This is a genomic window from Arthrobacter gallicola, assembly GCF_014836775.1.
Taxonomy (GTDB): domain Bacteria; phylum Actinomycetota; class Actinomycetes; order Actinomycetales; family Micrococcaceae; genus Arthrobacter_B; species Arthrobacter_B gallicola.
In genome coordinates this window covers 318,601-342,220 of sequence record NZ_JACSQD010000005.1, presented here as the reverse complement: position 1 = coordinate 342,220, position 23,620 = coordinate 318,601, and the positions used below count along the sequence as shown (strand labels likewise).

20 protein-coding genes are annotated in these 23,620 nt (G+C 66.1%); 8 read left to right on the top strand and 12 right to left on the bottom strand.

What is annotated here, in order from left to right:
* Positions 1-167: 167 nt before the first annotated feature.
* Complete coding sequence (locus H9639_RS12630; RefSeq protein WP_225219524.1) at positions 168-1,481, bottom strand: hypothetical protein; 1,314 nt, start codon at positions 1,479-1,481, stop codon at positions 168-170.
* Between the two features lie 111 nt (positions 1,482-1,592).
* Here H9639_RS12630 and H9639_RS12625 point away from each other — a divergent pair, with 111 nt between their 5' ends.
* The gene (locus H9639_RS12625; RefSeq protein WP_191808408.1) at positions 1,593-2,105 is read left to right on the top strand and encodes a prepilin peptidase; all 513 of its coding nucleotides are present in this window, start codon (positions 1,593-1,595) and stop codon (positions 2,103-2,105) included.
* A gap of 4 nt (positions 2,106-2,109) precedes the next feature.
* Complete coding sequence (locus H9639_RS12620) at positions 2,110-2,580, top strand: NUDIX hydrolase (RefSeq protein WP_191808407.1); 471 nt, start codon at positions 2,110-2,112, stop codon at positions 2,578-2,580.
* An 82-nt stretch (positions 2,581-2,662) separates the two neighbouring features.
* On the opposite strand, the gene H9639_RS12615 is transcribed toward H9639_RS12620, so the two are convergent.
* From H9639_RS12615 to H9639_RS12595, 5 genes are all read right to left on the bottom strand, one after another.
* Positions 2,663-4,381 (bottom strand): MDR family MFS transporter, encoded by a 1,719-nt coding sequence (locus H9639_RS12615; RefSeq protein WP_191808406.1) that lies wholly within the window; start codon positions 4,379-4,381, stop codon positions 2,663-2,665.
* Entirely contained in the window at positions 4,378-5,043 is a 666-nt protein-coding gene (locus tag H9639_RS12610; protein ID WP_191808405.1) for a TetR/AcrR family transcriptional regulator, read from the bottom strand. Before H9639_RS12610 ends, H9639_RS12615 begins: the two co-directional genes overlap by 4 nt.
* 101 nt (positions 5,044-5,144) lie before the next feature.
* Positions 5,145-6,566 (bottom strand): class II fumarate hydratase, encoded by a 1,422-nt coding sequence (locus H9639_RS12605; RefSeq protein ID WP_191808404.1) that lies wholly within the window; start codon positions 6,564-6,566, stop codon positions 5,145-5,147.
* Between the two features lie 75 nt (positions 6,567-6,641).
* Positions 6,642-7,307: a carbonic anhydrase gene (locus H9639_RS12600; RefSeq protein WP_318242078.1), complete on the bottom strand. Its 666-nt coding sequence runs from the start codon at positions 7,305-7,307 to the stop codon at positions 6,642-6,644.
* Between the two features lie 117 nt (positions 7,308-7,424).
* Positions 7,425-8,018: a DUF4245 domain-containing protein gene (locus H9639_RS12595; protein ID WP_191808403.1), complete on the bottom strand. Its 594-nt coding sequence runs from the start codon at positions 8,016-8,018 to the stop codon at positions 7,425-7,427.
* Between the two features lie 197 nt (positions 8,019-8,215).
* Between H9639_RS12595 and glpX the strand changes: the two genes are divergently transcribed.
* A complete protein-coding gene (gene glpX / locus H9639_RS12590) occupies positions 8,216-9,256 on the top strand; it encodes a class II fructose-bisphosphatase (protein WP_191808402.1) in 1,041 nt (346 codons plus the stop codon).
* 72 nt (positions 9,257-9,328) lie between these two features.
* Here glpX and H9639_RS12585 read toward each other — a convergent pair whose 3' ends face one another.
* On the bottom strand, positions 9,329-10,186 hold the full coding sequence (locus H9639_RS12585) for a tryptophan-rich sensory protein (protein WP_225219523.1): 858 nt from the start codon (positions 10,184-10,186) through the stop codon (positions 9,329-9,331).
* A gap of 109 nt (positions 10,187-10,295) precedes the next feature.
* Here H9639_RS12585 and H9639_RS12580 point away from each other — a divergent pair, with 109 nt between their 5' ends.
* Positions 10,296-11,333 carry a lipid II:glycine glycyltransferase FemX gene (locus H9639_RS12580; RefSeq protein ID WP_191808401.1) on the top strand — a complete coding sequence of 346 codons (1,038 nt, stop codon included), beginning with the start codon at positions 10,296-10,298 and terminating at the stop codon, positions 11,331-11,333.
* On the opposite strand, the gene manA is transcribed toward H9639_RS12580, so the two are convergent.
* Genes manA through H9639_RS12560 form a run of 4 tightly spaced genes read right to left on the bottom strand, consistent with a single transcriptional unit; the run spans position 11,330 to position 16,008 of the window.
* Positions 11,330-12,655: a mannose-6-phosphate isomerase, class I gene (gene manA, locus H9639_RS12575; protein WP_191808400.1), complete on the bottom strand. Its 1,326-nt coding sequence runs from the start codon at positions 12,653-12,655 to the stop codon at positions 11,330-11,332. The genes H9639_RS12580 and manA overlap by 4 nt on opposite strands.
* Positions 12,656-12,715: 60 nt before the next feature.
* Complete coding sequence (locus H9639_RS12570) at positions 12,716-14,338, bottom strand: LCP family protein (RefSeq protein ID WP_191808399.1); 1,623 nt, start codon at positions 14,336-14,338, stop codon at positions 12,716-12,718.
* A 9-nt stretch (positions 14,339-14,347) separates the two neighbouring features.
* Positions 14,348-14,875: a 5-(carboxyamino)imidazole ribonucleotide mutase gene (purE, locus tag H9639_RS12565; RefSeq protein WP_191808398.1), complete on the bottom strand. Its 528-nt coding sequence runs from the start codon at positions 14,873-14,875 to the stop codon at positions 14,348-14,350.
* Complete coding sequence (locus tag H9639_RS12560; RefSeq protein ID WP_263598555.1) at positions 14,872-16,008, bottom strand: 5-(carboxyamino)imidazole ribonucleotide synthase; 1,137 nt, start codon at positions 16,006-16,008, stop codon at positions 14,872-14,874. The genes purE and H9639_RS12560 overlap by 4 nt, the downstream gene beginning before the upstream one ends.
* A 225-nt stretch (positions 16,009-16,233) precedes the next feature.
* Here H9639_RS12560 and H9639_RS12555 point away from each other — a divergent pair, with 225 nt between their 5' ends.
* Complete coding sequence (locus H9639_RS12555) at positions 16,234-16,800, top strand: GtrA family protein (protein ID WP_191808396.1); 567 nt, start codon at positions 16,234-16,236, stop codon at positions 16,798-16,800.
* Here H9639_RS12555 and H9639_RS12550 read toward each other — a convergent pair.
* Entirely contained in the window at positions 16,778-17,485 is a 708-nt protein-coding gene (locus H9639_RS12550) for a TIGR03089 family protein (RefSeq protein WP_191808395.1), read from the bottom strand. The genes H9639_RS12555 and H9639_RS12550 overlap by 23 nt on opposite strands.
* 262 nt (positions 17,486-17,747) lie before the next feature.
* Here H9639_RS12550 and H9639_RS17070 point away from each other — a divergent pair, with 262 nt between their 5' ends.
* From H9639_RS17070 to H9639_RS12535, 3 genes are read left to right on the top strand one after another with little or no spacing between them, the layout of a single operon-like run.
* On the top strand, positions 17,748-18,290 hold the full coding sequence (locus H9639_RS17070; RefSeq protein WP_263598553.1) for a WhiB family transcriptional regulator: 543 nt from the start codon (positions 17,748-17,750) through the stop codon (positions 18,288-18,290).
* Between the two features lie 29 nt (positions 18,291-18,319).
* The gene (locus H9639_RS12540) at positions 18,320-21,949 is read left to right on the top strand and encodes a glycosyltransferase (RefSeq protein WP_191808394.1); all 3,630 of its coding nucleotides are present in this window, start codon (positions 18,320-18,322) and stop codon (positions 21,947-21,949) included.
* Complete coding sequence (locus H9639_RS12535; protein WP_191808393.1) at positions 21,949-23,550, top strand: DUF5719 family protein; 1,602 nt, start codon at positions 21,949-21,951, stop codon at positions 23,548-23,550. The genes H9639_RS12540 and H9639_RS12535 overlap by 1 nt, the downstream gene beginning before the upstream one ends.
* Positions 23,551-23,620: the final 70 nt, after the last annotated feature.

The following is a 23,620-nucleotide window of genomic DNA, read 5'->3' as shown; positions in this document are numbered from 1 at the left end:
AACCATCAACGCCCGCACGGCAGCCTCGGAGGCAAAGCACCCATCAACCGGTGTAATCAACCTGCTGTCTGAGTACAACTAGTCAGCAGTGCCCCGGGGAAGCCCAAATGCCGGCCGCGCCGCCATGATGGAAGCGGCGCGGCCGGGTCCTCCTGGGATCCCTGCTCTTAGCCCTTGCGGGCAGGCCCGGAGGTTTCTGCTTCGCCGGTCACAACCGTGAGTTCAACGGGAGTCTCGGGGAGGTCGAAGCTGGACAGGATCGTACCGGCCGCGACGTCGACCACGTGCAGCTTCCTGGCAGCAGGTTCGGTGACATAGGCGAGTCCGTCGGATCCGACCTTCACCGCCGGGGCAGGGGACTGCCATTCCTGCGGCTCCTCCCAGGGTGCGACGATCTTGACCTCATGGATGATCTCACCGGTTTCCTCGTTGAGGATGTTCAGTTCCCCGTCGCCGGTCAGGACAATGGCTTCCCCTGCTGCTCCCCGGGCGAGCGAGCGGAACCAGTATGCAGAACTCAGATCCACGGTGGTCATGGAGCTGGTGCGGGTGTCGATCAGGCCAATGCGGGTGGGCCGTTCCTGTTCCGCATCGGGGTCGGACTTGTAGTCGGTCAGGACGATGGGTGACGCCTGGCTGCCTGCCTGGTTCCCGGAACGCTGATAGGCCTCCGCCACCGGCACCTTGTGGAAGGTGCCGTCCCGGTAGATGACCGGCCCGTTCTCACATCCCAGGGTGATGACGTCCCCAACCGGCGTGGGCATAGCTGCAGCTACGCCGTGTACGCCCGGACAATCGGTTGTTTCAGCGAGAACTTCTCCCCCGGGGGATTGAACCTGGACAGTATTGCGCGAGTCCGCAGTGCCCTGTGTGAGAAGCAGATCACCGCTGCTGAGCGGCACGGCAACACCGTGGTGCGCAGCATCAGCGGCATGTTCCTCAACTTCGTCCGCCGTAATTTCTCCGTCGCTGAAGGCAGCGGAGTCGAGCACGGTGATGGTTCCGGTGCCATCGGCAAAGAGGGCTGTCCTGCCTTCGTGTGCGACGACGTGCCCGGCTTCGGCGGCCTCGACAGCAGGGCCGGTCAGTGCCGGAGCCTGCTCATAGTAGTGGTGGTGATCGCCATGCCCCTCAACAATCAAACCGCTGTCGAACAGGCGGAACTCCTGGCCTGCACTGACAAGGAGATGCCGCCCGTCGCCGGCGTTGTTGAGCCGCAGGAAACCATCCGCCTCGGTGCTGGTCACCTCTCCGGTCCCGGTGTCAACGGTCATTAGACCGCCGTCGTAGGTAAGGACAGCGCGCGCGGCCAAGGCGCTGACCTCCCTGCGGTTTTCGGGGCCGTTCTGGGTAGTTGCGGGGGCGGAGGCCGGTGAGCCGCTGGAATCAGGCTCTGCCGATCCCGCAGTGGAGCAGGCGGACAGGACGAGTGCGGCCCATACGGCGGAGGACAGGGACAGGGTGCGCGGAGATATCGACATATCCACAGGCTAAATGCAAATGGTTCTCATTATCAATTGTGTCGTGTGCAGTTTTCCACAGTCTTCACCGCTCCACGACCCCGGCAGCTCACATGCCGTACGGTGTTGCCCATGTGGGGGATAGTGGGGGATTACTGGATCCAGCAGCGGGCAGCTGCCTGGCTCCTCCTGGCCGCCCTGGGGTATCTGGCCGTGCTGGCTGTCCTGCTGGCAGCGGAGGACATCCGCAGCCGGCGGCTGCCCGACCGGCTGGTGCTCCCGGCCTATCCGGCCGCAATCGGGCTGCTGTCTTCAGCCGCGGTGCTCGCGGGTGACCCGGGCCGTCTGGCGGGAATGGCGGGAGGCGGACTGGCGCTGCTGGGAGGGTACTTTCTGCTGCGGGTCCTCAATCCGGCTGGGCTGGGGCTGGGGGACGTGAAGTTGGCCGGAGTGCTCGGTATGTTCCTGGGATATGCCGGCTGGATGCAGGTGGCGGCCGGGACGGCGGCGGGATTCGTGCTGGGCGGTATCTGGGGTCTGGGGCTGATCCTGACGGGGCGGGGCACGGGGAAAACCAGGATCGCCTTCGGGCCCTTTATGCTCGCCGGAGCCGCGGTGGCGCTCCTGGCTCCTGGCCTACAGTAGGAGAATGCCCACGCCCGACTTTGTCCTGTCCCTGCGCGAAAAGATCGGCCATGAGCTGCTCTGGCTGCCCGGTGTTGCCGCCGTCGTCTTCAACGAGGCGTCCGAGGTGCTCCTCTGCCGCCGGGCGGACAACGGCCGGTGGACCATCATCACAGGAATGCTGGATCCGGGGGAGGAGCCCGGGCCCGGGCTGCTGCGGGAAGTGGAGGAGGAAACCGGCGTGCAGGCCAGGCTGGAGCACCTGATCCACGTCGGCACCACCGACCCGGTGACGTTCCCCAACCAGGACCGCTGCCAGTTCCTGAACCTGGTGTTCCGGTGCGCCTACGTTGCCGGCACCGCCCGGGTCAACGACGACGAATCCAGCGACGTGCGCTGGTTCGCCCTGGATGACCTGCCGGAACTCAATGCCCGGCACCGGATGCTGATAGAGCTTGCCCGCACGTCCACAGGTGTACCGGTGTTTGAAACCTAAAAAGAAGCTAAACGGCGAAGGGCCGGCACCAAACGGTGCCGGCCCTTCGCCGTCGTACAGGAACTGTGACCGCAGGTAATCCCTAGCGGGGCAGCCCGTCCGCCTCGGCTCGATTTATGGAACCGTCCTCAACGGAACTGTCTTCAGCGGGCGGGCTGTCTGCAGTCCGGATTTCCCCAGCCGCAACATCACCGCGAAGGGCGGCTTCCCGTTCAGCCTCAAGCCGGGCTGCTTCCTCGCCGCCGATGGCCTCACCCCGGGCCACCATGCCGGCGACATCGGAGAGCGGAATCTCCTTCAGGAAGAAAGCCAGGATCAGCGCGATGGCCAGGAACGGAATCAGGTACCAGAACACCGGAGCGAGCGAATCGGCATAAGCGGTGACGATGCCCTCCTGGACTGGTTCCGGCAGCGCGTGGAGGGCGGCCGGCTGCAGGGTTGCGGTTGCTTCTCCTGCGGCGGCTGCATCCATGCCTGCTCCGGAGAAAACGCCCATCAGGTTCTCCGAGAGCCGGGTGGTGAACATGGCCCCGAAGATTGCCACGCCCAGCGATGCACCAACCTCGCGGAAGTAGTTGTTGGACGATGTTGCGGTGCCAATCTGATCAACGGGCACCGAGTTCTGCACCACCAGCACCACTACCTGCATAATCAGGCCCAGGCCGGCGCCGAAAACGAAGAGCTGGGCACAGATGATCCAGACCGGGGTGGAGGCTGCCAGCGTTGTCAGCCAGAGCATGGCCGCAATCACCAGGATTCCACCGGCGATCGGGTACTTCTTGTACTTGCCGGATTTGGTGATCGCCAGGCCGGACCAGATGGAGGTGCCCATCATGCCCACCATCATGGGCAGCATCAGCAGGCCGGAAACGGCAGCGGAGGTTCCGGTGGACATCTGCAGGAACGTCGGCACGAAGGCAATGGCAGCGAACATCCCCATGCCCAGCGTGAAGCCGATGGCCGTGCTGTTGACGAAGATCGGATTCTTGAACAGGCTCAGCGGAATAATCGGATCCTGGGCCCGGCGCTCGGTCATCACGAAGGCAAAGGCAGCCAGCAGCATGCCCGCACCGAATGCCAGCGTCACAGGATCGGTCCAGCCGTGATCGGCGCGGCCGCCGAAATCGGTGAAGAAGATCAGGCAGGTCGTGGCGATGGAGAGCAGCAGGACGCCGGCGAAGTCGATCCGCTTTTCGGCCTTTTTGTTGGGGATGGTGAGGGTGAAGAAAGCGATCAGGAACGCGATGATGCCGATCGGGATGTTGATGTAGAAGGCCCACTGCCAGGTCATGTGGTCCACGAAGAAGCCGCCCAGGAGCGGGCCGGTAACGGCGGACAGGCCGAAGATGCCGCCCAGCGGGCCGAGGTACTTGCCGCGCTCATTGGCCGGAACAATATCGGCGATGATCGCCTGCGAAAGGATCATCAGGCCGCCGCCGCCCAGGCCCTGGATGGCACGGAAGATGACGAAGCCCCAGAAATCCGTGGCAAGGGCGCACCCGACAGAGGCCAGCGTGAACAGTGCGATGGCGAAGAGGAAGAGATTGCGCCGGCCCAGGACGTCACCGAACTTGCCGTAGATCGGCATCACGATGGTGGTGGCCAGCAGGTAGGCCGTGGTGATCCAGGTCTGGTGTTCGACGCCGCCGAGCTCGCCCACGATGGTGGGCATGGCGGTGGAGACAATGGTCTGATCGAGGCTGGAAAGCAGCATGCCTGCGATCAGGGCCGAGAAGATGATCCAGATGCGCTTCTGGGTCAGCAGCAGCGGGCCGGAGGCGCGTGCGGCAGTCGTGGTCATTCAGTGTCCTCAGATGGGTAGGAAAGAGGGGAGGAAAGGGCAAAGACCTCGCGGGCAGAATTCACTGCATCCACGAGGAGGCGCCGGTAGGAGACGGTGTTCTCCGGGGCAAAGAACTTTGGGCCGGTGACCTGTACCAGGGCTCCGAAGACCGTGATGGCTGCCCGGATCCGGGGGTCCCCGGCCGGCAGCGATTCCCGGGCTGAGAGCATCGAGGCGAATACTTCTTCCGCCGCCTGTGAGCCATGCATGGCTTTCTGGAGCAGCCGGGGTTCGGCGGCAATGGCGTTCTTGAGCATGATCATTTCGCTGCGGGAGATGGCCATGCGGTCCACCATGCCTACAGCAAGATCCACGAAGTCAGCCAGCAAAGTGGCCGAGAGCTCACCGGGCGGTGAGCCCTTGCCGCCGTCAACAAACCGCTGAACCAGGTCCTCGGGAAGATCATCCACGGGCGAACCCAGAATGGCGTCTTCCTTGGCCGGGAAGTAGTTGAAGAAGGTGCGGCGCGATATGCCGACCTCCTCGCACAGCTCCTCAACGGTGAAGCCGTTTACGCCGTGCGCGGCGGTCAGGGTCCTTGCCGCCGTTGTGATGGCGATCCGGGTGGCGGTGCGTTTGCGTTCCCGCAGTCCGCCCGGTTCTGTTGCACTATTTGTCACAGAGTGAAGTTTTGCACTCTGGGCTGGTAAGTGCAAACCGCGGGCACAGGAAAGGGTGCCCGGCCGCGGGCCGGGCACCCTTTCCTCGGTGTACCTGCTGGCTAGGCCTGCGGCGGCTTCGTCATGGACAGCACGTCCAGGGCGGAATCCAGCTGCTCCTCGGTGACCTCGCCGCGCTCCAGGAAGCCGAGTTCAATGACGGCCTGGCGGATGGTCTTGCCTTCCTTGACCGCGAACTTGGCGATCTTGGCGGCGTTCTCGTAACCGATGTACTTGTTCAGCGGGGTCACGATCGAGGGGGAGGCCTCGGCGAGGTAACGGGCGCGCTCCACGTTGGCTTCGATGCCGTCGATCATCTTGTCCGCCATGATCACGGAGGAGTTGGCCAGCAGGCGGATCGATTCAAGCAGGTTCGAGGCAATGACGGGGATACCGACGTTGAGTTCGAAGTAGCCGAAGGTGCCTGCCCAGGCGATGGCGGCGTCGTTGCCCACAACCTGTGCGGCAACCTGCATCACGGCCTCGGAGATGACCGGGTTGACCTTGCCCGGCATGATCGAGGAGCCCGGCTGCAGATCGGGGATGGCGATTTCGCCCAGGCCGGTGTTGGGGCCGGAGCCCATCCAGCGCAGGTCGTTGGCGATCTTGGAGAAGGACACTGCGATGGTGCGCAGCATGCCGGAGACCTCAACGAGGGCGTCGCGGTTGGCCTGGGATTCAAAGTGATCGCGGGCCTCGGTCAGCGGCAGGCCGGTGTCGGCAGCCAGCAGCTCGATTACGCGCTGCGGGAAGCCGGCCGGAGTGTTGATGCCGGTGCCGACGGCGGTGCCGCCCAGCGGGACCTCGGCTACGCGGGGGAGGGATGCCTGCACACGCTCGATGCCGTAGCGGACCTGGGCAGCGTAGCCGCCGAATTCCTGGCCCAGGGTGACCGGGGTGGCGTCCATGAGGTGGGTGCGGCCGGACTTGACGACGTCCTTGAACTCTTCGGCCTTGCGCTCCAGGGAAGCGGCCAGGTGTTCCAGTGCCGGGACCAGGTTGTTGATCAGGGCGGAGGTGGCAGCCACGTGCACGGAGGTCGGGAACACGTCATTGGAGGACTGCGAGGCGTTGACGTGGTCGTTCGGGTGGACGGTGGTCTCGCTGCCGGCGGCCTTCAACGCGCGGGTGGCGAGCTCGGCCAGGACCTCGTTGGTGTTCATGTTTGAGGACGTGCCGGAACCGGTCTGGAACACATCGATCGGGAACTGATCGTTGTGCCGGCCCGCTGCAACTTCCTCCGCCGCGGACGCAATGGCCTTGGCGCGCTCTTCATCGAGCACACCCAGTTCGGCGTTGGCGAGGGCCGCAGCCTTTTTGATGCGGGCCAGTGCTTCCACATGCGCGTCATCGAGGGTTTTGCCGGAAATCGGGAAGTTCTCCACGGCGCGCTGGGTCTGGGCCCGGTACAGGGCGTTTACCGGGACCCGGACCTCACCCATCGTGTCATGTTCAATGCGGTATTCAGCGGTGTTCGAAGTCATGCCTCCCAGCCTAGTCGGCGCGGGCACCGCGGCTAAAAACGCGTGTCGCAATCGCGGTGCCCCCGCGGACTGGAACTAGCTGGCAGCAGGCTCCCCGGCACCGGTGCTGAGGTTCCCGATGCTGGAGACCAGCTCGGCCCGGCCTTCGGCCAGGTGATAGGACAGGCCGACGACGGCGGCACTTCCGGAGGCTACGGCGTCGGAAATCAGCCGGGAATCTTCCACCAGCCTTTCGGCCGTCTGCCGGGTGTGCTCCACCACCATGTCATTGACTTCGCTCAGTCCATTCCGCTTCGCGGCGAGGACCGAGGGGGTGATGCGTTCGACCAGGGTACGGACATGTCCGGCGGGCATGGAGCCGGTATCGACGGATTCCTTCGTGGCAGTCACGGCCCCGCAGCTGTCGTGGCCCAGGACCACGATCAGCGGGACGCCCAGGACGCCGACGCTGTACTCGAGTGAGCCGAGGACGGCGTCGTCGGTCACCTGGCCGGCGGTGCGGACGACAAAGGCGTCGCCGAGACCAAGATCGAAGATAATTTCTGCGGCCAGCCGGGAATCCGAGCAGCCAAAGATGACGGCGAAGGGATTCTGCTGGTTGACCAGGGAACTGCGCCTGGGCGCGTCCTGGTTGGGGTGCTGGGAGCTGCCGGAGACGAAACGGTCATTTCCTTCGCGGAGGCGCTGCCATGCCTCGGCCGGAGTGACGGGGGTGCTAAGGGGGCTGTTGATTTTAGTCACCGTTCAAGAATACGGCCCGGCTGAGGGCCGGACACTCTGTTACTGCCGCCGGACGCTGAAGCCGGCGCAGTTGGGGCGTGCCGCGGAAGCTGCGGCGTCCCGGAGCAGCGGCTCCGGCTACTCTCCGGAGGCCGCGGCGAGGTCTCTTAGGACTGCTTCAGCGAGCAAATCAACCGTGGCAAGGTCGCCCTCGGAACTCAGGATCACGGTTTTGCCGTCAACCTCGGTCACCAGGTGCGCTTCGCCGTCGGAGCCGTCCCGGAGCTGCCAGGTGGTTCCGCCCACAATCCGCTCACCGGCAACAAGGGAGTCTTCGGTGGTCTGGGAGATCCACGTCGGGTTTGCCGAGGCGGTCTCAGTAAGACGAATAAAGTCCCACTCGGGAGTGAGATATCCCACTTCCCAGGCGGGGACGCCGGAATTGAGCCCGGAGTCCCAGCGGGCGTAGTTGGAGGTCCAGCCGTCCGGCAGCTCGGGAGCCAGGGGATCGTAGCCCGCGTCGGCCGCCGCTTCGGCAGCGATGGCCTGGACGTCAACATCGCGTATCTGGGGCTTCTGCGCCGGGTTCAGCAGTACCGGAAGCAGCACGATCGCCAGGGTGATTCCTGTGGCAATGAGCATGCCAATCACCGTCGCGTTGGCGCGTTTGGCCTGTTTGGCGGTCAGGGTGGGGGTAACTACGGGCTCATCGGGCTGCTGCTGCTCACTCACTCTTCCATGATCGCCTATGCGGCCCGGCAAGACCTATTCCGGGCGCTTTTCAGAGTTCCGGTGCTGAGGCCTGAGGGCGTAAAAAGGTGATGGCTGCGGCGCTCCGAAGCAGTTGGCGACTATGATCAAACCAAGGATCAGCCAGCGGGGGGCTGCGCGGTGTCACTCACCGAACGGCCGGAACCCGAATTTCAAAGATGAGGTTAAACGTGTCCCAAGGTGCCCAGTACTCTACGCTCTCACCCGCCCTGGCAGTCGGAGACGACGAGCCGGACCGGAACCTCGCGCTCGAACTGGTGCGCGTGACTGAGGCTGCGGCGATCGCCGGCGGCCACTGGGTCGGTTTCGGTGACAAGAACGCGGCCGACGGCGCTGCCGTGGACGCGATGCGTTCCCTGATCTCGTCTGTCCACTTCAACGGTGTTGTGGTCATCGGTGAAGGGGAGAAGGACGAAGCCCCCATGCTTTACAACGGGGAGCACGTGGGCGACGGCACCGGCGCCCTGTGCGACGTCGCTGTGGACCCGATCGACGGCACGCGCCTGACAGCCATGGGTATCAACAACGCACTGGCTGTGCTGGCAGTGGCCGAACGCGGCACGATGTTCGATCCTTCTGCCGTGTTCTACATGGAGAAGCTGGTCACCGGGCCGGAAGCCGCTGACATGGTGGACCTTCGCCTTCCCGTGAAGCAGAACCTGCACCTGATCGCCAAGGCCAAGGGCAAGAAGATCAACCAGCTCAACGTGATGATCCTTGACCGCGACCGGCACAAGCCGCTGGTGCAGGAGATCCGCGACGCCGGTGCCCGCACCCGGATGCTGATGGACGGCGACGTTGCGGGTGGAATCGCAGCAGCCCGCGAAGGCACTGACGTCGACGCGCTGATGGGAATCGGCGGCACCCCGGAGGGCATCATCACGGCCTGCGCCATCAAGACCCTTGGCGGCGTCATCCAGGGCCGCCTGTGGCCCACCTCGGATGAAGAAAAGCAGAAGGCGCTCGACGCCGGCCACGACCTGGACCGCGTGATGACCACCAACGATCTGGTGACCAGCGACAACTGCTACTTCGCGGCCACCGGCATCACCGACGGCGACCTGCTGCGCGGCGTGCGCTACAAGAAGGACCGGGTGCTGACCCAGTCGATCGTGATGCGCTCCAAGTCCGGGACCATCCGCGTCGTCGACGGGGAACACCAGTCACACAAGTGGGAGTCTTACGCCCGCCTGCGCTAAGCGCCTGGCGGCAACGCCAAAAACGCAAAAAAAGGGGAGCAGTTCCTTGGAACTGCTCCCCTTTTTGGGTGGTCAGTGTCCGGGTTGTTTCCGGCGGACCTCCGCCATCCGGGCGCCAACTGTTGCGATAACAATTACCGCGGCGGCCACAGCGGCCATAACCGCCGTTTCAGTGGAGAGCAGTTCGCCGTTGACACGGGACACAGCGATCCAGGACAGGCCCCAGGCCAGGGAGGCAGCCGGAGCCAGCCGGCCACGGCCGTAAAGGGCCAGGCCGACGCCGACGGCGGCAGCTGCCGCGAGCACTGCACCCGCCCACACCACCGGGTCCAGACCAAAACCGTCGAACCCGCCGGAAGTCAGGGCCGATGCGATGTTGGCGCAGATGGCCACGCAGACCCAGCCCAGGTACAGGCCCAGGGTGCCGTCCACCACCACAGCGCCCAGCCAGTTGTCCGGCCGGGTGCGCGCGTAGCGCTTGAAAATCAGGGCCAGGACCACCAGCAGAGCCGCAATCACCACCACGGAGAGTGGAAGGGAGCCGGCCTGCACACTCAGGATCCACGCGGCGTTGAGGAGCAGTGAGGCGGCCACGAGCCAGCCCAGGCGGCGCTGGCGGACCGAACTGCGCTGCGCGGGGAGCCACTGGTAGATGGTGTACGCGCCGAGTCCGGTGTAGATCACGGACCAGATGGAGAAAGCCGGGCTGGCCGGGGCCAGGTACGTCGCATCAGCGCTGAGCGCCCCGCCGGCAGCCTCCGCAATCGGAGTTCCGCCAAAGACGCCGGCGCCGATCACGGAACCGGCGATGCACAGGACAAAGGAGACGGTGACGGTCAGCTGGCGGATCAGGTCACTGCGCTGAGGGCCAGTACCGGCGCGGTTCCCCGGGTCGGATGGACTGTCGGTGCTGCGGGTTGAAGTGGCCATGATCGAGCGTAACAAAGGCTGCTTGGTATTGCTCCGGTGCCCGCCGGCCGTTCTGCTGCCGGCACCCGCGGATTCGAGCGCACCCGGGCTTGCACGTAGGCTAGTTGGCATGACTCTGAGCGTTACTCCCTGCACTGATCCGTCCGCCTGGGACGAGTATGTCAACCGGTTCAACGGACACCCGCAGCAGCTGTGGGGCTGGGGGAAAACGAAGGCTGACCACGGCTGGCGCGCTGACCGCCTGCTGATTTCCGACGGCGGCGAGGTGGTGGGCAGCGCCCAGCTGCTCATCCGCCGGCTGCCTTTCCCCTTCCGTGCACTGGCGTACATTCCGCGCGGGCCGCAGGGGGAGGCAGGGCGGGAAACGCAGCTGCTCGACGCCGTTGCGGCGTATGCGAAACAAACCCACCGCGCCGTGGCACTGACGATCGAACCGGACTGGGACGCTGAGTCCGGCCCGGCGGCGGTGCTGCCCGGCGCGGGCTTCCGGCACAGTGCCAACACCATCCTCATTCCGCGCACCCTGATCCTGGACCTCGCGCTCAGCGAGGACGATCTGCTGGCCGGAATGAGTAAAAAGCACCGGCAGTACATCCGCAAGTCCGGCCGGGAGGACCTGGACTACCGGGCGGTTACCCGCGAAGAGCTTCCCCTGTGCCTGGCTGTCTACAAGCAGACCGCGGAGCGGGCGGGTTTCGGCATCCACGAGGACGCTTATTACGAGGACATCTTCGACAACCTCGGAGCAGCTTCACCGGTCTACGCAGCCTTCACGAAGGACAAGGAGGTAGTGGCCTTCCTGTGGCTTTCGGCCAGTGAGTACACCGCCTTTGAGCTCTACGGCGGCATGAGCGAGGAGGGTGAACGCCTGCGGGCCAACTACGCCCTGAAATGGCTCGCGATCCGGGAAATGAAGGAACGCGGGATCACCCGGTATGACTTCAACGGGCTGCTGAACGACGGCGTGTCCAAGTTCAAGATGGGCTGGGCGCAGCACGAGGATCTGCTGGCCGGGACGTGGGATAAACCTCTGTCCCCGCTGTATCCCGTCTTCACGACCGCGCTGCCGCTGGCAAAGACGGCGCTCCGCAAGGCCCGCGGCGCTGTGTCCGGGCTCCGCGGACGGCTCCGGGGTACCCGCCGCTAGAGTTCCAGCTGCGGTTCGTCCGGGCTCCCCGGCAGCGGGACCATGCCGGCCGTCACCGCGAAGGCGAGGGCGCCGTCGTCGTGCTGTGCCGAATGGGCCGCAAGCTTTGCGATCACCGGCGCTTCGTCCGCCGGGATGAAGGCGCAGTCCCCGGGGTTCAGAACAAGATCCTGTTTTGGTGTGTCCAGGACCAGCGATCCCCGCAGGGCGATCACCAGGGTAGGGCCGTTCTGCAGGACCGGGACGTCGGCCGCGGACATACTGGGTGTGGCCTCGGACTGGGCCAGTTCCAGCCGCTGCAGGGAGAAGTCACTGAAGGGTGGCTGGTAGATTTCCTGTCCCAGTGCCGTGTACCCGGCTTCCATGCGGGGAACTCCCAGCGGCTGGAAATCAACGGTTTTCAGCAGCTCCGGGATATCCACATGCTTGGGCGTCAGGCCGCCGCGGAGCACGTTATCCGAGGAAGCCATGACCTCAACCCCCAGGCCGCTGAGGTAGGCGTGGATGTTGCCTGCCGGCAGATAAATGGCCTCTCCCGGCTGCAGCGAAACCCGGTTGAGCAGCAGGGAGATGAGGACACCCGGATCTTCGGGATAATAATCGTCCAGTCCACTGATGGCAGCCAGGGCCGGGTCCAGTTCCGTCAGCGGCCCGGCGCCGAGGCTGCGGACCGTGTCCGCAGTGGTGGAGACGGCGTCCCGCACCTCTTCGCCGCCGCTGATCAGGCGGCGGAACACCTTCTCCAGTTTTTCCGCGGCGGGCCTCCCGGACTCCAGATCAGACGCAGTCTCGGTCAGCAGGGCGGGGGAGGGGCGGCCGGATGCTTCAACCAGCCGGGCCAGGGAACGGAAGAGCGCGGCGGCGTCGGCGGGTGCGCGGAAGCCGCACAGCGCCTCGAACGGGGTCAGCGCGAAAATCATTTCCGGCTTGTGGTTAGCGTCCTTGTAGTTGCGGTCGGAGGCGGACCGGTCGACGCCGGCCGCTTCCTCGGCGGCGAAGCCGGCTTCGGCCTGTTCCCGGGTCGGGTGCACCTGCAGGGACAAGGGTGATCCGGCCGCAAGCAGCTTGGCCAGGAAGGGAAGTGCCGGCCCGTGCTCAGCCACGGCTGCCCGGCCAAGTGTGGCCTCCGGGTCCGCCGCAATGAGCTCATCCAGTGTCTCCGCGGCACCCTGGGGCTCAACAACCCGGGATGGGGCACCGGGGTGTGCACCGAACCAGAGCTCGGCCTCCGGCTCCCCGCTGGGGTCCCGGCCGAAAAGCTCGGCCATGGCGGTCATTGATCCCCACGCGTACGGGCGGAGAACTCCGGCGAGCAGATACATGGTCCTCTTTCAAATGCTTCGCACCTGCCTGGACGGCAGCGGTGTGCGGGAAATCGTCAGTTAGCCCGCGCTGCAGTTGCCGTTGTTGTCCAGGAGCATGCCGAGCGTGGCGCTATCGCCGATCCTAGCAAGCTCCTGCAGGTAATCCTCGGTGATCTCCGGGGCGTCGGTTGACGGGGTAACGGGCTCAGCAGCAGGAACGTCACCGGCTGGCTGATCGGCCGGCTCATCGGCGGCGGGGGCGTTGTCCTCCGGTTCTGCGGGGGCCGGCGCAGCGGTGTCGGCGCCGGCTGAACCGGTGGCTTCGGCGGTGGCTGAGGACTCGGCCAGCACTTCCTGCACCCGGGTATGGATGAGGTCGAAGTCCGGGTAGGTCACGAAGTTATCCGCTGCCGTGCCAAAATCGGGCGGACCGATGGTCATGCGCTGGACCTCGTGGTCCTTGGACTTCAGGGCCAGGTCAATGAAGCTGCCGAGCTGATCCTGCGGGATATCCGTGTGCACCACCTGTTCACCGGCTGAGGCAATGGCCTGGAACCGGGTGAGCAGGGTGGCGGGGTCCAGCTGGGCCACCATGGCTTGCTGGACGCACTGCTGCCGGGCGATCCGGTGGTAGTCGGTGACGAATTCCCGTGACCGGGCGTACCAGAGGGCGGTGTAACCGTCCATTGTCTGCAGCCCTGGGGCAATCCAGCCGTCCGGCGGATAGTGCTGGGTGGTGCCCGGGATTTCCGCTGCTGTGATGGGGACCCATCCGCCGGCATTGATCTTCACGCCGCCCATGGCGTCGATCAGCGTGGAAAAACCTTCCATGTCCACAATGACGTAGGACTGGATTTCCAGGCCGAGGATGCCGCCGGCCGCGTCCATCATGGCTTCTGCCCCCGGGTCCGCGGAGTCCGGATAGAGATCGGCGTAGCTATCGGTGACAACGGGGTAGAGGCTGTTCAGGATGCACTCGTCTCCGCAGTTATACCCTTCGGGGTAGACCTCCCAGAGCGGAGAATCCTCGGTAAAAGGCGCGTTCTGGAAGTTGCGGGGGAGGCCGAAGGTGACAATCTGGCCGGTCTTCGCGTCAACGCTGAAGACGGACATGCTGTCCGGGCGCAGGCCGGTGCGGTCCGCTCCGGCGTCCCCGCCCAGCAGCAGGAAGTTGTAGCGGCCGTCCACCGGCTCGAACGCCGGTCCGGAGGCAAAAATGCTGCTAAAGGTCTGCCGGCTGACATTGAGCAGCCAGGCGCCGTAGGCCAGCGCGCCGCTGGTGAGGACCATCAGCACCACCATGGTGCCGGCAACTGCGGGGCGGACGCTGCGCTGCAGCAGCGGTGGCCGGATGATGCGGAAAGTGTTCAGGAAGAGCAGCGCCCAGCCCACCGCCAGCAGGGCCAGGGCGGCCATCAGAAGGAACGAAATCCAGCCCTTGGTGAAAATGTTCACCAGCAGGATCCGGTTGGTGAAGGCCAGGATCAGCACCGCAAGGAGGGCCGCCCAGACAGTGAACGTGACCTGGAGGGCGCGCCGTCCCAGCCGCCGGTCACCGGCTACCACCTGCGCTGACCCAGGCAGGACCAGGGTCAGCAGCAGGAGGACAAATGCGCGCTTGGTGCGCACCCGGGGGGACGCAGACTGCGGATAGCGGACTGGATCCGTAAAGACTGCGGCCCTCGTCTCTGTCCTGCCCATCCTCAGTCCCTAGACGCTTTCCGCGACCGAAGTACGCAGCCGCGCACCCTTGGCCATGGCACTCTGACGGAGTTCCCCGGCGAAGTCGATGAGCTGCTGCTGGAGTTTCGCGGCCAGCGGGTCCGTGCCCGAGGCCAGCATACGGACCGCCAGGAGACCTGCATTGCGGGCACCGCCAATGGAGACGGTTGCGACGGGAACCCCGGCCGGCATCTGGACGATCGAGAGGAGGGAATCCATGCCGTCAAGGTACTTCAGCGGGACGGGGACGCCGATCACCGGCAGCGGAGTCACTGCGGCCAGCATGCCGGGCAGGTGCGCGGCACCGCCGGCGCCGGCGATGAGGACCCGCAGACCGCGGGTGTGGGCTTCCTGGCCGTAGGCAATCATTTCTGCGGGCATGCGGTGGGCGGAGACAACGTCTGCCTCAAACGGAATGCCGAACTCGGCCAGGGCCGCGGCCGCAGCGTCCATCACGGGCCAGTCCGAATCGGACCCCATGACCAGGCCGACCAGCGGCGTCTTGGCGGTGCTCATGACAACTCCTCGTTTGGTTCCTGGTTGGCTTCGCGGCCGTCGCGGATGATTCCGGCAGCCCGCTCGGCGCTGCGCCGGACCGCGGGCAGATCCGCTGCCGCTGCCCCCACCACGTTGACGTGGCCGATTTTCCGGCCGGGGCGCACTGACTTGCCGTAATTATGGACCTTGGCTTCAGGCACAGCGGCCATTGCGAGCCTGGTGCCGGTGAAAAGATCCGGGTTGTCCCCGCCCAGGAAGTTCTTCATCACGGTGACGCTGCCCAGCAGACCGGCCGCGCCGAGCGGAAGGTCCAGGACGGCGCGGAGGTGCTGCTCGAACTGACCCGTGACGGAGCCGTCCATGGTCCAGTGGCCGGAATTATGCGGGCGCATGGCCAGCTCATTGACCAAAAAGCCAGGTCCGCGGCCGGGAGTCTCAAAGAGCTCAGCAGCCATCACGCCGGTGACGTTAAGCTCATCCGCCAGCCGCAGGGCAGCGGCTGAAGCGGCGGCGGCGGTCGCGGGGTCCAGATCCTGTGCGGGAGCGATGACTTCATCGCACACCCCGTTGACCTGGATCGAGTGGACCACCGGCCAGGCAACGCTCTCTCCGCCCGGGGTCCGGGCGATCAGGGCAGAGAGTTCACGGGTGAACGGAACCTTTTCCTCAGCGAGCAGGGGCGAACCGGTGAACCAGTCAGCTGCCTCAGCCGCGCCGGCTGCATCCTCGATGATGCGCACGCCCTTGCCGTCATAACCTCCGCGGGGGGTCTTCAGCACAACCGGCCACCCGGCCGCCTTGCCGAAATCGACCAGGTCCGCCACCGTGGACACGGCAGCCCAGCGTGGGTTGGGCAGGCCCAGACGGTCGACGGCGGCACGCATCACCAGTTTGTCCTGGGCATGGAGCAGGGCATCAGGACCCGGCTGGACGTTGATGCCTTCGGCCAGCAGTGCCCGCAGATGATCCGCCGGGACATGCTCGTGGTCGAAAGTCAGGACATCCACGTCCCGGGCGAAGGCCAGGAGCGTCTGATAATCGGTGTAGTCGCCTACGACGGCGTTGGACACTGCAGCTACGGCGGATACGTCCGGGCCTTCGGCCAGGACGCGCAGCTCAAAACCAAGCTGCGTGGCCGCGGGGGCCATCATCCGGGCCAGCTGGCCGCCTCCGACAACGCCAATAATTGGAAATCTCACCTCTACAGGGTACCGAAATCGCCGGCTTTTCCCGCTCTGCGTCATAGAGCCCCGGCTCCGGCACCCGGCGAATTCCCATCAAGGGCGGGTAAAGTATGTCCTTTCCGCCCTGCCCTGCACGGCGGCAGCTTCGTCCGGCCGGGAGATCCGCCCGGGCATGATTGGCCGCGGAGGGTCATGATCACAACATTTATTTCCTGGCTTCGGGGACTGGCGTCTGCATTCTGGCGCGAGGTCGCCAAGTTCGGCACCGTCGGCGCTGTCGCATTCGTGGTGGACAACGGCCTGACCTGGATCTTTATGCACTCCATCATGGAAGGCAGCCCGGCGAAGGCACGGTTTGCCGGCGCCACGATAGCAACGCTCTTCTCCTGGGTCGCGAACCGGTGGTGGACCTTCCGGCACCGCCGGCAGAGCAACGCGGCCCGTGAATTTGTGCAGTTCATCCTGATCAACGGGATTGGCATCTTCATCTCCACCGGCTTCACCTGGATTGCCCGCTATCCGATGGGCATCACGGATAACCGCACCCTGTTTATGGCCGGTGTCCTCGGGATCTGCGTCGCGACCGTTGTCCGGTTCTTTGCCTACCGCTACTGGGTATTCAACAGTTCGGCGGATGAGGACGCCCGGGAACTGGCCATGGAAATGACCATGGACCCGTCCAAGGAACTCGACGCGCCCGCCGGCTCAGACAGGACGGCAGAGGCTCCTCAGCAGCTCAAGCCTCAAGCCGAGCAGTAACCCGCTCTGCCGTCAGGGTCCGTTCCGGGACCTGGACCCCAGCCCCTGACAGAACAATCGTCCCGCCGGTGGACCAGGTCTGCAGCGCTGCTCCCAGGACCTTCTCAAGCCCCGCCTCTGCCGGGGCGAGCAGGACCTGGGGTCCGCCGGCTGCCGGAGCCGGGAGGGCGCTGAATGGAATTGCCTCCGTGTCCGGGCCGGCCACCAGGGCGTCCCCGTTGCCTGCCGGGAGCTCCGGCCCCGTGTAGGTGTCCGCGAAGGACCGGACTTCTGCCGTGTAGTCCACGGCCCCGGGCGGAAGGCTGCCGGGCCACGCCATTGCCAGGGCGGGCAGCGCCACCGCAACCACCAGTTCGCCCGGCGCCTGCGGTTCAAGTTCTGCCGTGGTGACCCTAACGCCGGCCCCTGAGGCGGCCGATAGGGAGAGTATGCAGCCGGTTTGCCACGCCGCGAGGGCCCAGACCAGGGCCTTCCAGTGCACGGGCAGCTCCAGCTGCACGATGGTCCCCGGCTCAACGTCCAGCTCGTCGATGGCAAAATTCGAGGTTTTGGCGACCCAGTTATCCAGGACCCGTCCCGAAAGTTCGACGCGTTCTCCCTCCTCGCCGTACCAGATCAGGGCGGGCGAGGTTGCCTGCTCCGTCCGCAGCGTGGACAGTATGGATGGGACCGGGTTTGCTGTCATTTGCTTCGCTTTCGCTGGGAATCTGCTGTTTGGCGGAGCGCGACATGCCGTGTTGGGCAAAATTTACGGCGTGGCGCGCCAGCGCGGGACGGTTCCGACTCTATAGGATGCCGAAACAGCTTGACGGGGACGTATTACACGCGTGTAATTAGGGGACGGATTGTTCCAGCAAACCATTACCGACACGCATGCACAGCAAGCTGATTGTCGCTTGGGTGAATCCAGATATCCGCTGTTGGGGCATTTACACCGGGAGGACTCCATGGGGCAAGCAGAAATGAAGCAGAACCGGCCGGACGTGGCCGCGCAGGCTTCCACGAGCTACGGCTCGCGGGGAGTTCCTGTGGACTGGTACGTCGATCCTGCCGATCCTGAGGCGGCGGAACGGTACCGGGAGGGTTCCGGAGGCAGCCTCGAATCAGCGGCCACAGCTTTTCTGGCTGCCCATGAGGCGCTGGCCGGCGGTGCTCCGGAGGACGATCCGCTGGATCCACCGGTATCGCTGTTCCAGACACCGGCAGAAACAGAGGAACGGAAAGTCTGGATCGGACTGCCGGGCCTGGGAGACGGCTATGCCGATGAGGGTGAACTCGGCTGGCAGGCGGACGCACTGTGTGCGCAGACAGATCCCGAAGCCTTCTTCCCCGAAAAGGGCGGGTCCACCCGCGACGCGAAAAAGGTCTGCGCCGCGTGCAACGTGCGGTCGCAGTGCCTGGAGTACGCACTGGCCAATGACGAACGCTTTGGTATTTGGGGCGGGCTGTCCGAGCGGGAACGCCGGCGTCTTCGGAAGCAGGCAGTCTAATTCCTTCGCACGTCCGCGTATGTGCCGTTGTGGTTGCCCACGACGGCGCCGAGTACCTTCCCGAAACCCTTTCCGCGCTGGCGGCGCAGACGCGCCCGGCAGACGTTTGTGTCGGCGTTGACGCGGGATCCACCGACGCCTCGGCATCCCTGCTCCAGCTCGGACTGCCGGTAGGCAGCCCGGTAACCGGGGCCCCGGCCCGTGCAGGTTTTGGTGCCGCCGTAAACGTGGGTCTGTCCCAGCTGCCGCCGCGGAAGGACGCGGACCCGGCACAGGAATGGCTCTGGCTGCTGCACGACGATTCGGCACCGGATCCTGATGCCCTGGCCCAGCTGCTCCGGGCCGTTGAAGTAGCGCCGTCCGTGACAATCGCCGGCGCCAAGCAGGTGGAGTGGGATAACCCGCGCAAACTGGTGGACGTTGGTGTTTCCGTCAGCCGCTGGGCCGAACGCCTGACGATGATCGATGCTGATGAGCTGGACCAGGGACAGTACGACTCCCGCAGCGACGTTTTTGCCGTGAACTCCGCCGGGATGCTGATCCGGCGCGATGTGTGGGAACGTCTCGGCGGCTTTGACCCGGCGCTGCCCGGCACCGGAGACGACATCGACCTCTGCTGGCGCAACCGGCTGGCCGGCAACCGCGTAGTCGTGGTGCCCGCGGCACGGATCCGCCACGCCGGAAACCGGCCCAACACAGCCGCCAGCGCCGGCGCCGCCCGGAAGGCGGAGATCTTCCTTCGCCTCAAACACGCACCGGGGTGGCAGATTCCCTTCCTGGCCGCCGGCGCAGTCCTGGGCGGTCTGGGACGGTTCTTCCTGGGGATGCTGGCCAAAGATCCCGGCTATGCAGCCGGAGCCCTCGCCGCCAGCATTGCCGGGATCCTCCGGCCGGTGGACCTCTACCGCTCCCGCAAAGCCGCCGCAGCCACGCGCAGGCTGCCGCGCAGTACGGTGCGCGCCCTGGTCACGGGACCGCGCGAAGTACGCGAATACCGACGCTCCGTCCACGAATCCGAGGCAGCAGCCAAGGCCCACCCGGCGGATCACCCGGGCGCAGCGGATTCCTACGTTCCCAGCGGGGACGCGAATGATGACTTCGCCGCCCTGTCCGGTCCCGCCCGCAGCTGGGTAGGCACCGGTGCTCTCACCGCCGTCGTCCTGCTGGCAGTGGTCTCGCTGACCGGCCTGCACCGCCTCATTGGTGCCCCGGCACTAACCGGAGGGGCACTGCTGCCCGTTTCCGGGGCGCTCGGGGATATCTGGGCCAACGCCAGCGGGTGGTGGGCCGAAACCGGCGCCGGTTATCCCGGACACGGCGATCCCTTCGACTATGTGCTGTGGCTTCTCGGCGCCGCCGGATTCGGCAACGCGAACACCGCCGTCGTTGTCCTGCTGGTTCTAGCCATGCCGCTGGCCGGACTCAGCGCCTGGTTCGCCGCCGGAGCGGTAACCCGCCGCAGCAGCCTGCGTTTTTGGGCCGCGATGTTCTGGGGTGCGCTTCCCGCGCTCCAGACCGCCCTTGGCGAGGGACGGCTCGGCGCACTCCTGGCCCACATTCTGCTTCCCCTAACCGCGTTGGCAATGGCCCGGGCCCTCGGCCTGGGGCAGGCTGAGGACGAGACCCGTACGCACCGCGAACCGGGTGCGCAGCAGCGGAAGCCGGGCGTGCACGGAACGCCAAGCTGGACCGCTGCCGCAGCGGCCGGTCTGCTCCTGGCCGTCCTCACCGCCAGCGCTCCTCTGCTCTTTGTCCTCGGAATCCTCAGCGTTCTGGTCCTGTCCCTCCGGCTGCGCTCCCGTGCCCGCACCCTGTGGTGGTCGCTGCTTCCCTCCGCCTCCCTGCTGCTGCCGGTCATCCTCTCAGCGTCGAATAACCTTCGCGCCGCAGCTGCCGATCCGGGGGTGCCGCTGGGCTTCGAACCGGCTGCCCTGTGGCAGCAGCTGCTGGGCTATCCGGCTGCCTTCGCCGCCGCCGATCCCGTGGCCGGCCTGGACTTCCTCCCCGCCGGGCCCTGGACACTGGTTCTGGCCCTTCTGGTCGGAGCGCCGGTTGTAGCGGTCTCCGCCGCGGCACTCTTCACCAGCCGGCACTCGGGAGCCGCGCGCCTGGCCTGGCTCCTCAGCATCAGTGCCCTGCTGCTGGGCGGAGCCTCGGCCTACCTGGCCACGGGCAGCTCAGCGACGGCCCTGGTGACACCATTCCCCGGTCCGCTTGTCTCAGCGGCCGTCTTCGGCCAGCTCTGTTCAGCACTGCTGGCCATGGACGCTTTGCTGACCCGCCAGCTGACCGCTGAGCGGACCAGGCGTAAGCCGGTCACCGCCGTCGTCGTCATCGTTGGAATACTCCTCGGTGCCGGCCCGGCACTGAGCCTGGCCGCATGGGCTATCCCGCAGGCAGCCGGAGCCGCGTCCGAAGCAGGAACAGGCGGCGCCCAGCCCGGGACCCGCCTGGCCATTCGCTCCACCGACCCGCGCGTCCTCCCCGCAACCGCAGCGGACCGCGGCAATTCTCCGGACCAGACCCGCACACTGGTTCTCACCACCGGACCGGGGGATGATGTCACGGCAACCCTGATGCGCTCCGGGGGGAGCACCCTTGATGGTTTGAATGCTTCCTACACGGCGAGGGCAGTCCAGGGCGAGCCCGTCCGGGAAAGCATTGTCCCGGACGATGAGGCAACCGCCGGTCTGCGCAGCGCCGTTGCCGTCATCACCGCCGGCACCGGAGTGGACCCGCGGCCGGAACTGGCACGGCTTGGCGTCGCATTTGTGGTCCTGCAGACCTCCGATACCGCCGCGGAACTGCTTGCTGACCGGATGGACTCGGTCCCGGGCCTGACTGCGGTGGGGCAAACCGATTCCGGGTGGCTGTGGCGCGTAGCCGGCACCCTGGATGAGCAGGGCACCGAGACCGTGGCCGGACAGACATCCCGCATCCGGATTCAGGATGCAGCGGGGCAGACCATCATGCTCGTCCCCTCTCCGGAGCAGGCGGTCAACACCGAAATACCCGCCGGGGAAGAGGGACGGAAGCTGGTACTGGCGGAACGCGCCGACACCGGATGGGAAGCCAGCCTCAACGGCACCCGGCTTGAGCCCGCCACCGAGGGATGGGCGCAGGCGTTCAGCCTGCCGGCCAAGGGTGGAACGCTGAGCGTGAGCTACCGGAGCGTCTGGCAACCGTACGTGGAAATCCTTCAGGTGATCGTCTTCGGGCTGACGCTCCTCCTGGCCGTGCCCACACCGGTACGTTCCGGGGTTATCCGCCTGCCCGGAAAGCAGCGCCCTGCCCGGACGGGCAGCGGGACACCGGATCCTGGAACCGGCACACCGGACCCGGGAACCCCCGGACCCGGCACCGGACCGGATGACGGGCCGGAACCGGACGGCACCCCTCCCTCAGCACCCGGTGGTGCCCGCCAACCGGCGGGAACACCGCGGCGCGGTGTCGGACGCAGAATGAAACAGGAACGTGCGGCCAGGGATGCCGGAAGCAACCAGGCTGCCGGAAAACCCAGGACAGCACGGACCCGTAAAAAAGCCGGCACATCGGCCGAAGCAAAAGCCCAGGCCAAGGCGGCGAAGGTCCGGAGCCGGGAAAAGACCGACGACGGCGGCACAACAGCTGCGAAAAGTTCACACGAAGGAGTCCGCTGATGGAGCGTTCCGGTGACGATACCCGGTCCGCAGCACGCGGCCGCCGCCAGAGCCGCCGCAAAACGGCCTACACAGTCTCCTCCGGCGTCGTGCTGATGGCGGCAGCAGGCGCTCTGATCACTGCGGCAGCCGTGGCCGCGCCGGCAGGGTCTGGAATTCCGATCCAGCCCCCGGCCACCGAGGTTCCCGCGGGTGCCCTGACTGCAGTGTGTCCCCAGCCGCTGCGTTTGCTGGCCGGAAATGTCTCCGGCACCGACGCTGAGTACAGCCCGGTCTCCGAGTCGGCTGCCACTGCCGTTAGCTCAGTGGTCCTTGGCGCACCGGGTTCGTCCCTGCCGGCCGCAGATCTCACCGAGCTGGACGGCGGCAAGGTCCTGGGCGGGATTGAGACAGGAGAAACGGCGCCGCTGGCCGGGACCAGGCCCGCGGGAGCGCTGCGGAACCTGGCGGTTGATACTGTCACAGCCCTGGAAGCGGAACCCAGCGGGAAAATGCAGGCCACTGCCAACGCCGTCCTGGGCTATTCCGCCACGGATGGAGACCTGGCGGGAGTGGCGGCCGCCAACTGCCAGGCGCCGGCTAATGACATCTGGCTGCTCGGCGCGCGGACCACCGTGGGCGCGACCGCAGTGCTGCGGCTCTCCAATCCTTCGGTCACTCCGGCAACAGTTGACCTGGACCTGCACGGTTCAGTGGGACGGATCGAATCCGCCGGCAGCCGCGGAATTGTGGTTGCGCCGGGTGAAACCCGCTCCATCATCCTTGCCGGACTGGCCGCCAATGAAGAGGCCGTCTCCGTTCGTGTCCGCAGCTCAGGCGGTCCGGTCACGGCGGTCATTGAACAGAGCATCCTTCGCGGACTCACTCCCGGCGGCGTGGAACTTATTGAACCAACAGCGGCTCCGTCCCCGCGCCAGGTGATTACCGGCACAACCCTGCAGTCAGCGGACAGCATCCGGAAGCTGGCTGAACAGGACGGGCACGCCTCAGTGGCGCCCGTGCTGAACGTGGCTGTTCCAGGCAGCACTGACGCGGTGGTCCATCTGCGGGTCTTCGGGCCCGGGGGAGAAGTCCAGATCCCCGGGGGCGGAGTCTTCAGCGTGCCCGCCGGAACGGTGGGGAAGATCCCGCTGGCTGACCTCCCCGAAGGCACCTATTCCCTTGATTTGACCTCAGATGTTGCTTTCACCGCGGCGGCGGTGTTCAGCCGCGGCACGGAACCCGGCAAGCGGGTGGACCTTGCTGTGGCTCCCGCCGATGCACGGATGGGCAGTGAACATCTGGCCGTCGGCGTCCCCGGCAGCAGCTCCGCCCTGGTGCTGACGGCTCCCGACGGCGCTGCGGAAGTCAGGGTCCGGGCGATCGGGGCCGACGGGACCCTGCAGCCGGAGAAAGTTGTGGCAGTACCCGCGGGACGGACCCTGACCCTGCAGTCCGGGGATATCGGTTCCGGTGACGTGGCTGGTGTTCTGGTGACAGCGGTGGGTGAGGCCGTGTACGGCGCCCAGCTGGTGACGGGGGAGGGGCCGGGTATTTCGGTTCTGCCTCTGCCCGAAGGAAGCGCCGGCAGCAGGAACGCGCAGATCGGCATCGGCTACTAAAGGATCGGCTACTCAGCGGACCGGACCGCTGGGCTGGCCGGAGCCTGGGTGGAGGCGCCCGGCAGGTCTG

Excerpts from the sequence above, each read along its gene's own strand:
- H9639_RS12630 (WP_225219524.1), bottom strand. The coding sequence starts at position 1,481 with ATGTCGATATCTCCGCGCACCCTGTCCCTGTCCTCCGCCGTATGGGCC.
- H9639_RS12625 (WP_191808408.1), top strand. The coding sequence starts at position 1,593 with ATGTGGGGGATAGTGGGGGATTACTGGATCCAGCAGCGGGCAGCTGCC.
- H9639_RS12620 (WP_191808407.1), top strand. The coding sequence starts at position 2,110 with ATGCCCACGCCCGACTTTGTCCTGTCCCTGCGCGAAAAGATCGGCCAT.
- H9639_RS12615 (WP_191808406.1), bottom strand. The coding sequence starts at position 4,381 with ATGACCACGACTGCCGCACGCGCCTCCGGCCCGCTGCTGCTGACCCAG.
- H9639_RS12605 (WP_191808404.1), bottom strand. The coding sequence starts at position 6,566 with ATGACTTCGAACACCGCTGAATACCGCATTGAACATGACACGATGGGT.
- glpX (WP_191808402.1), top strand. The coding sequence starts at position 8,216 with ATGAGGTTAAACGTGTCCCAAGGTGCCCAGTACTCTACGCTCTCACCC.
- H9639_RS12585 (WP_225219523.1), bottom strand. The coding sequence starts at position 10,186 with ATGGCCACTTCAACCCGCAGCACCGACAGTCCATCCGACCCGGGGAAC.
- H9639_RS12580 (WP_191808401.1), top strand. The coding sequence starts at position 10,296 with ATGACTCTGAGCGTTACTCCCTGCACTGATCCGTCCGCCTGGGACGAG.
- manA (WP_191808400.1), bottom strand. The coding sequence starts at position 12,655 with ATGTATCTGCTCGCCGGAGTTCTCCGCCCGTACGCGTGGGGATCAATG.
- H9639_RS12570 (WP_191808399.1), bottom strand. The coding sequence starts at position 14,338 with ATGGGCAGGACAGAGACGAGGGCCGCAGTCTTTACGGATCCAGTCCGC.
- purE (WP_191808398.1), bottom strand. The coding sequence starts at position 14,875 with ATGAGCACCGCCAAGACGCCGCTGGTCGGCCTGGTCATGGGGTCCGAT.
- H9639_RS12560 (WP_263598555.1), bottom strand. The coding sequence starts at position 16,008 with ATGATGGCCCCCGCGGCCACGCAGCTTGGTTTTGAGCTGCGCGTCCTG.
- H9639_RS12555 (WP_191808396.1), top strand. The coding sequence starts at position 16,234 with ATGATCACAACATTTATTTCCTGGCTTCGGGGACTGGCGTCTGCATTC.
- H9639_RS12550 (WP_191808395.1), bottom strand. The coding sequence starts at position 17,485 with ATGACAGCAAACCCGGTCCCATCCATACTGTCCACGCTGCGGACGGAG.
- H9639_RS17070 (WP_263598553.1), top strand. The coding sequence starts at position 17,748 with ATGGGGCAAGCAGAAATGAAGCAGAACCGGCCGGACGTGGCCGCGCAG.
- H9639_RS12535 (WP_191808393.1), top strand. The coding sequence starts at position 21,949 with ATGGAGCGTTCCGGTGACGATACCCGGTCCGCAGCACGCGGCCGCCGC.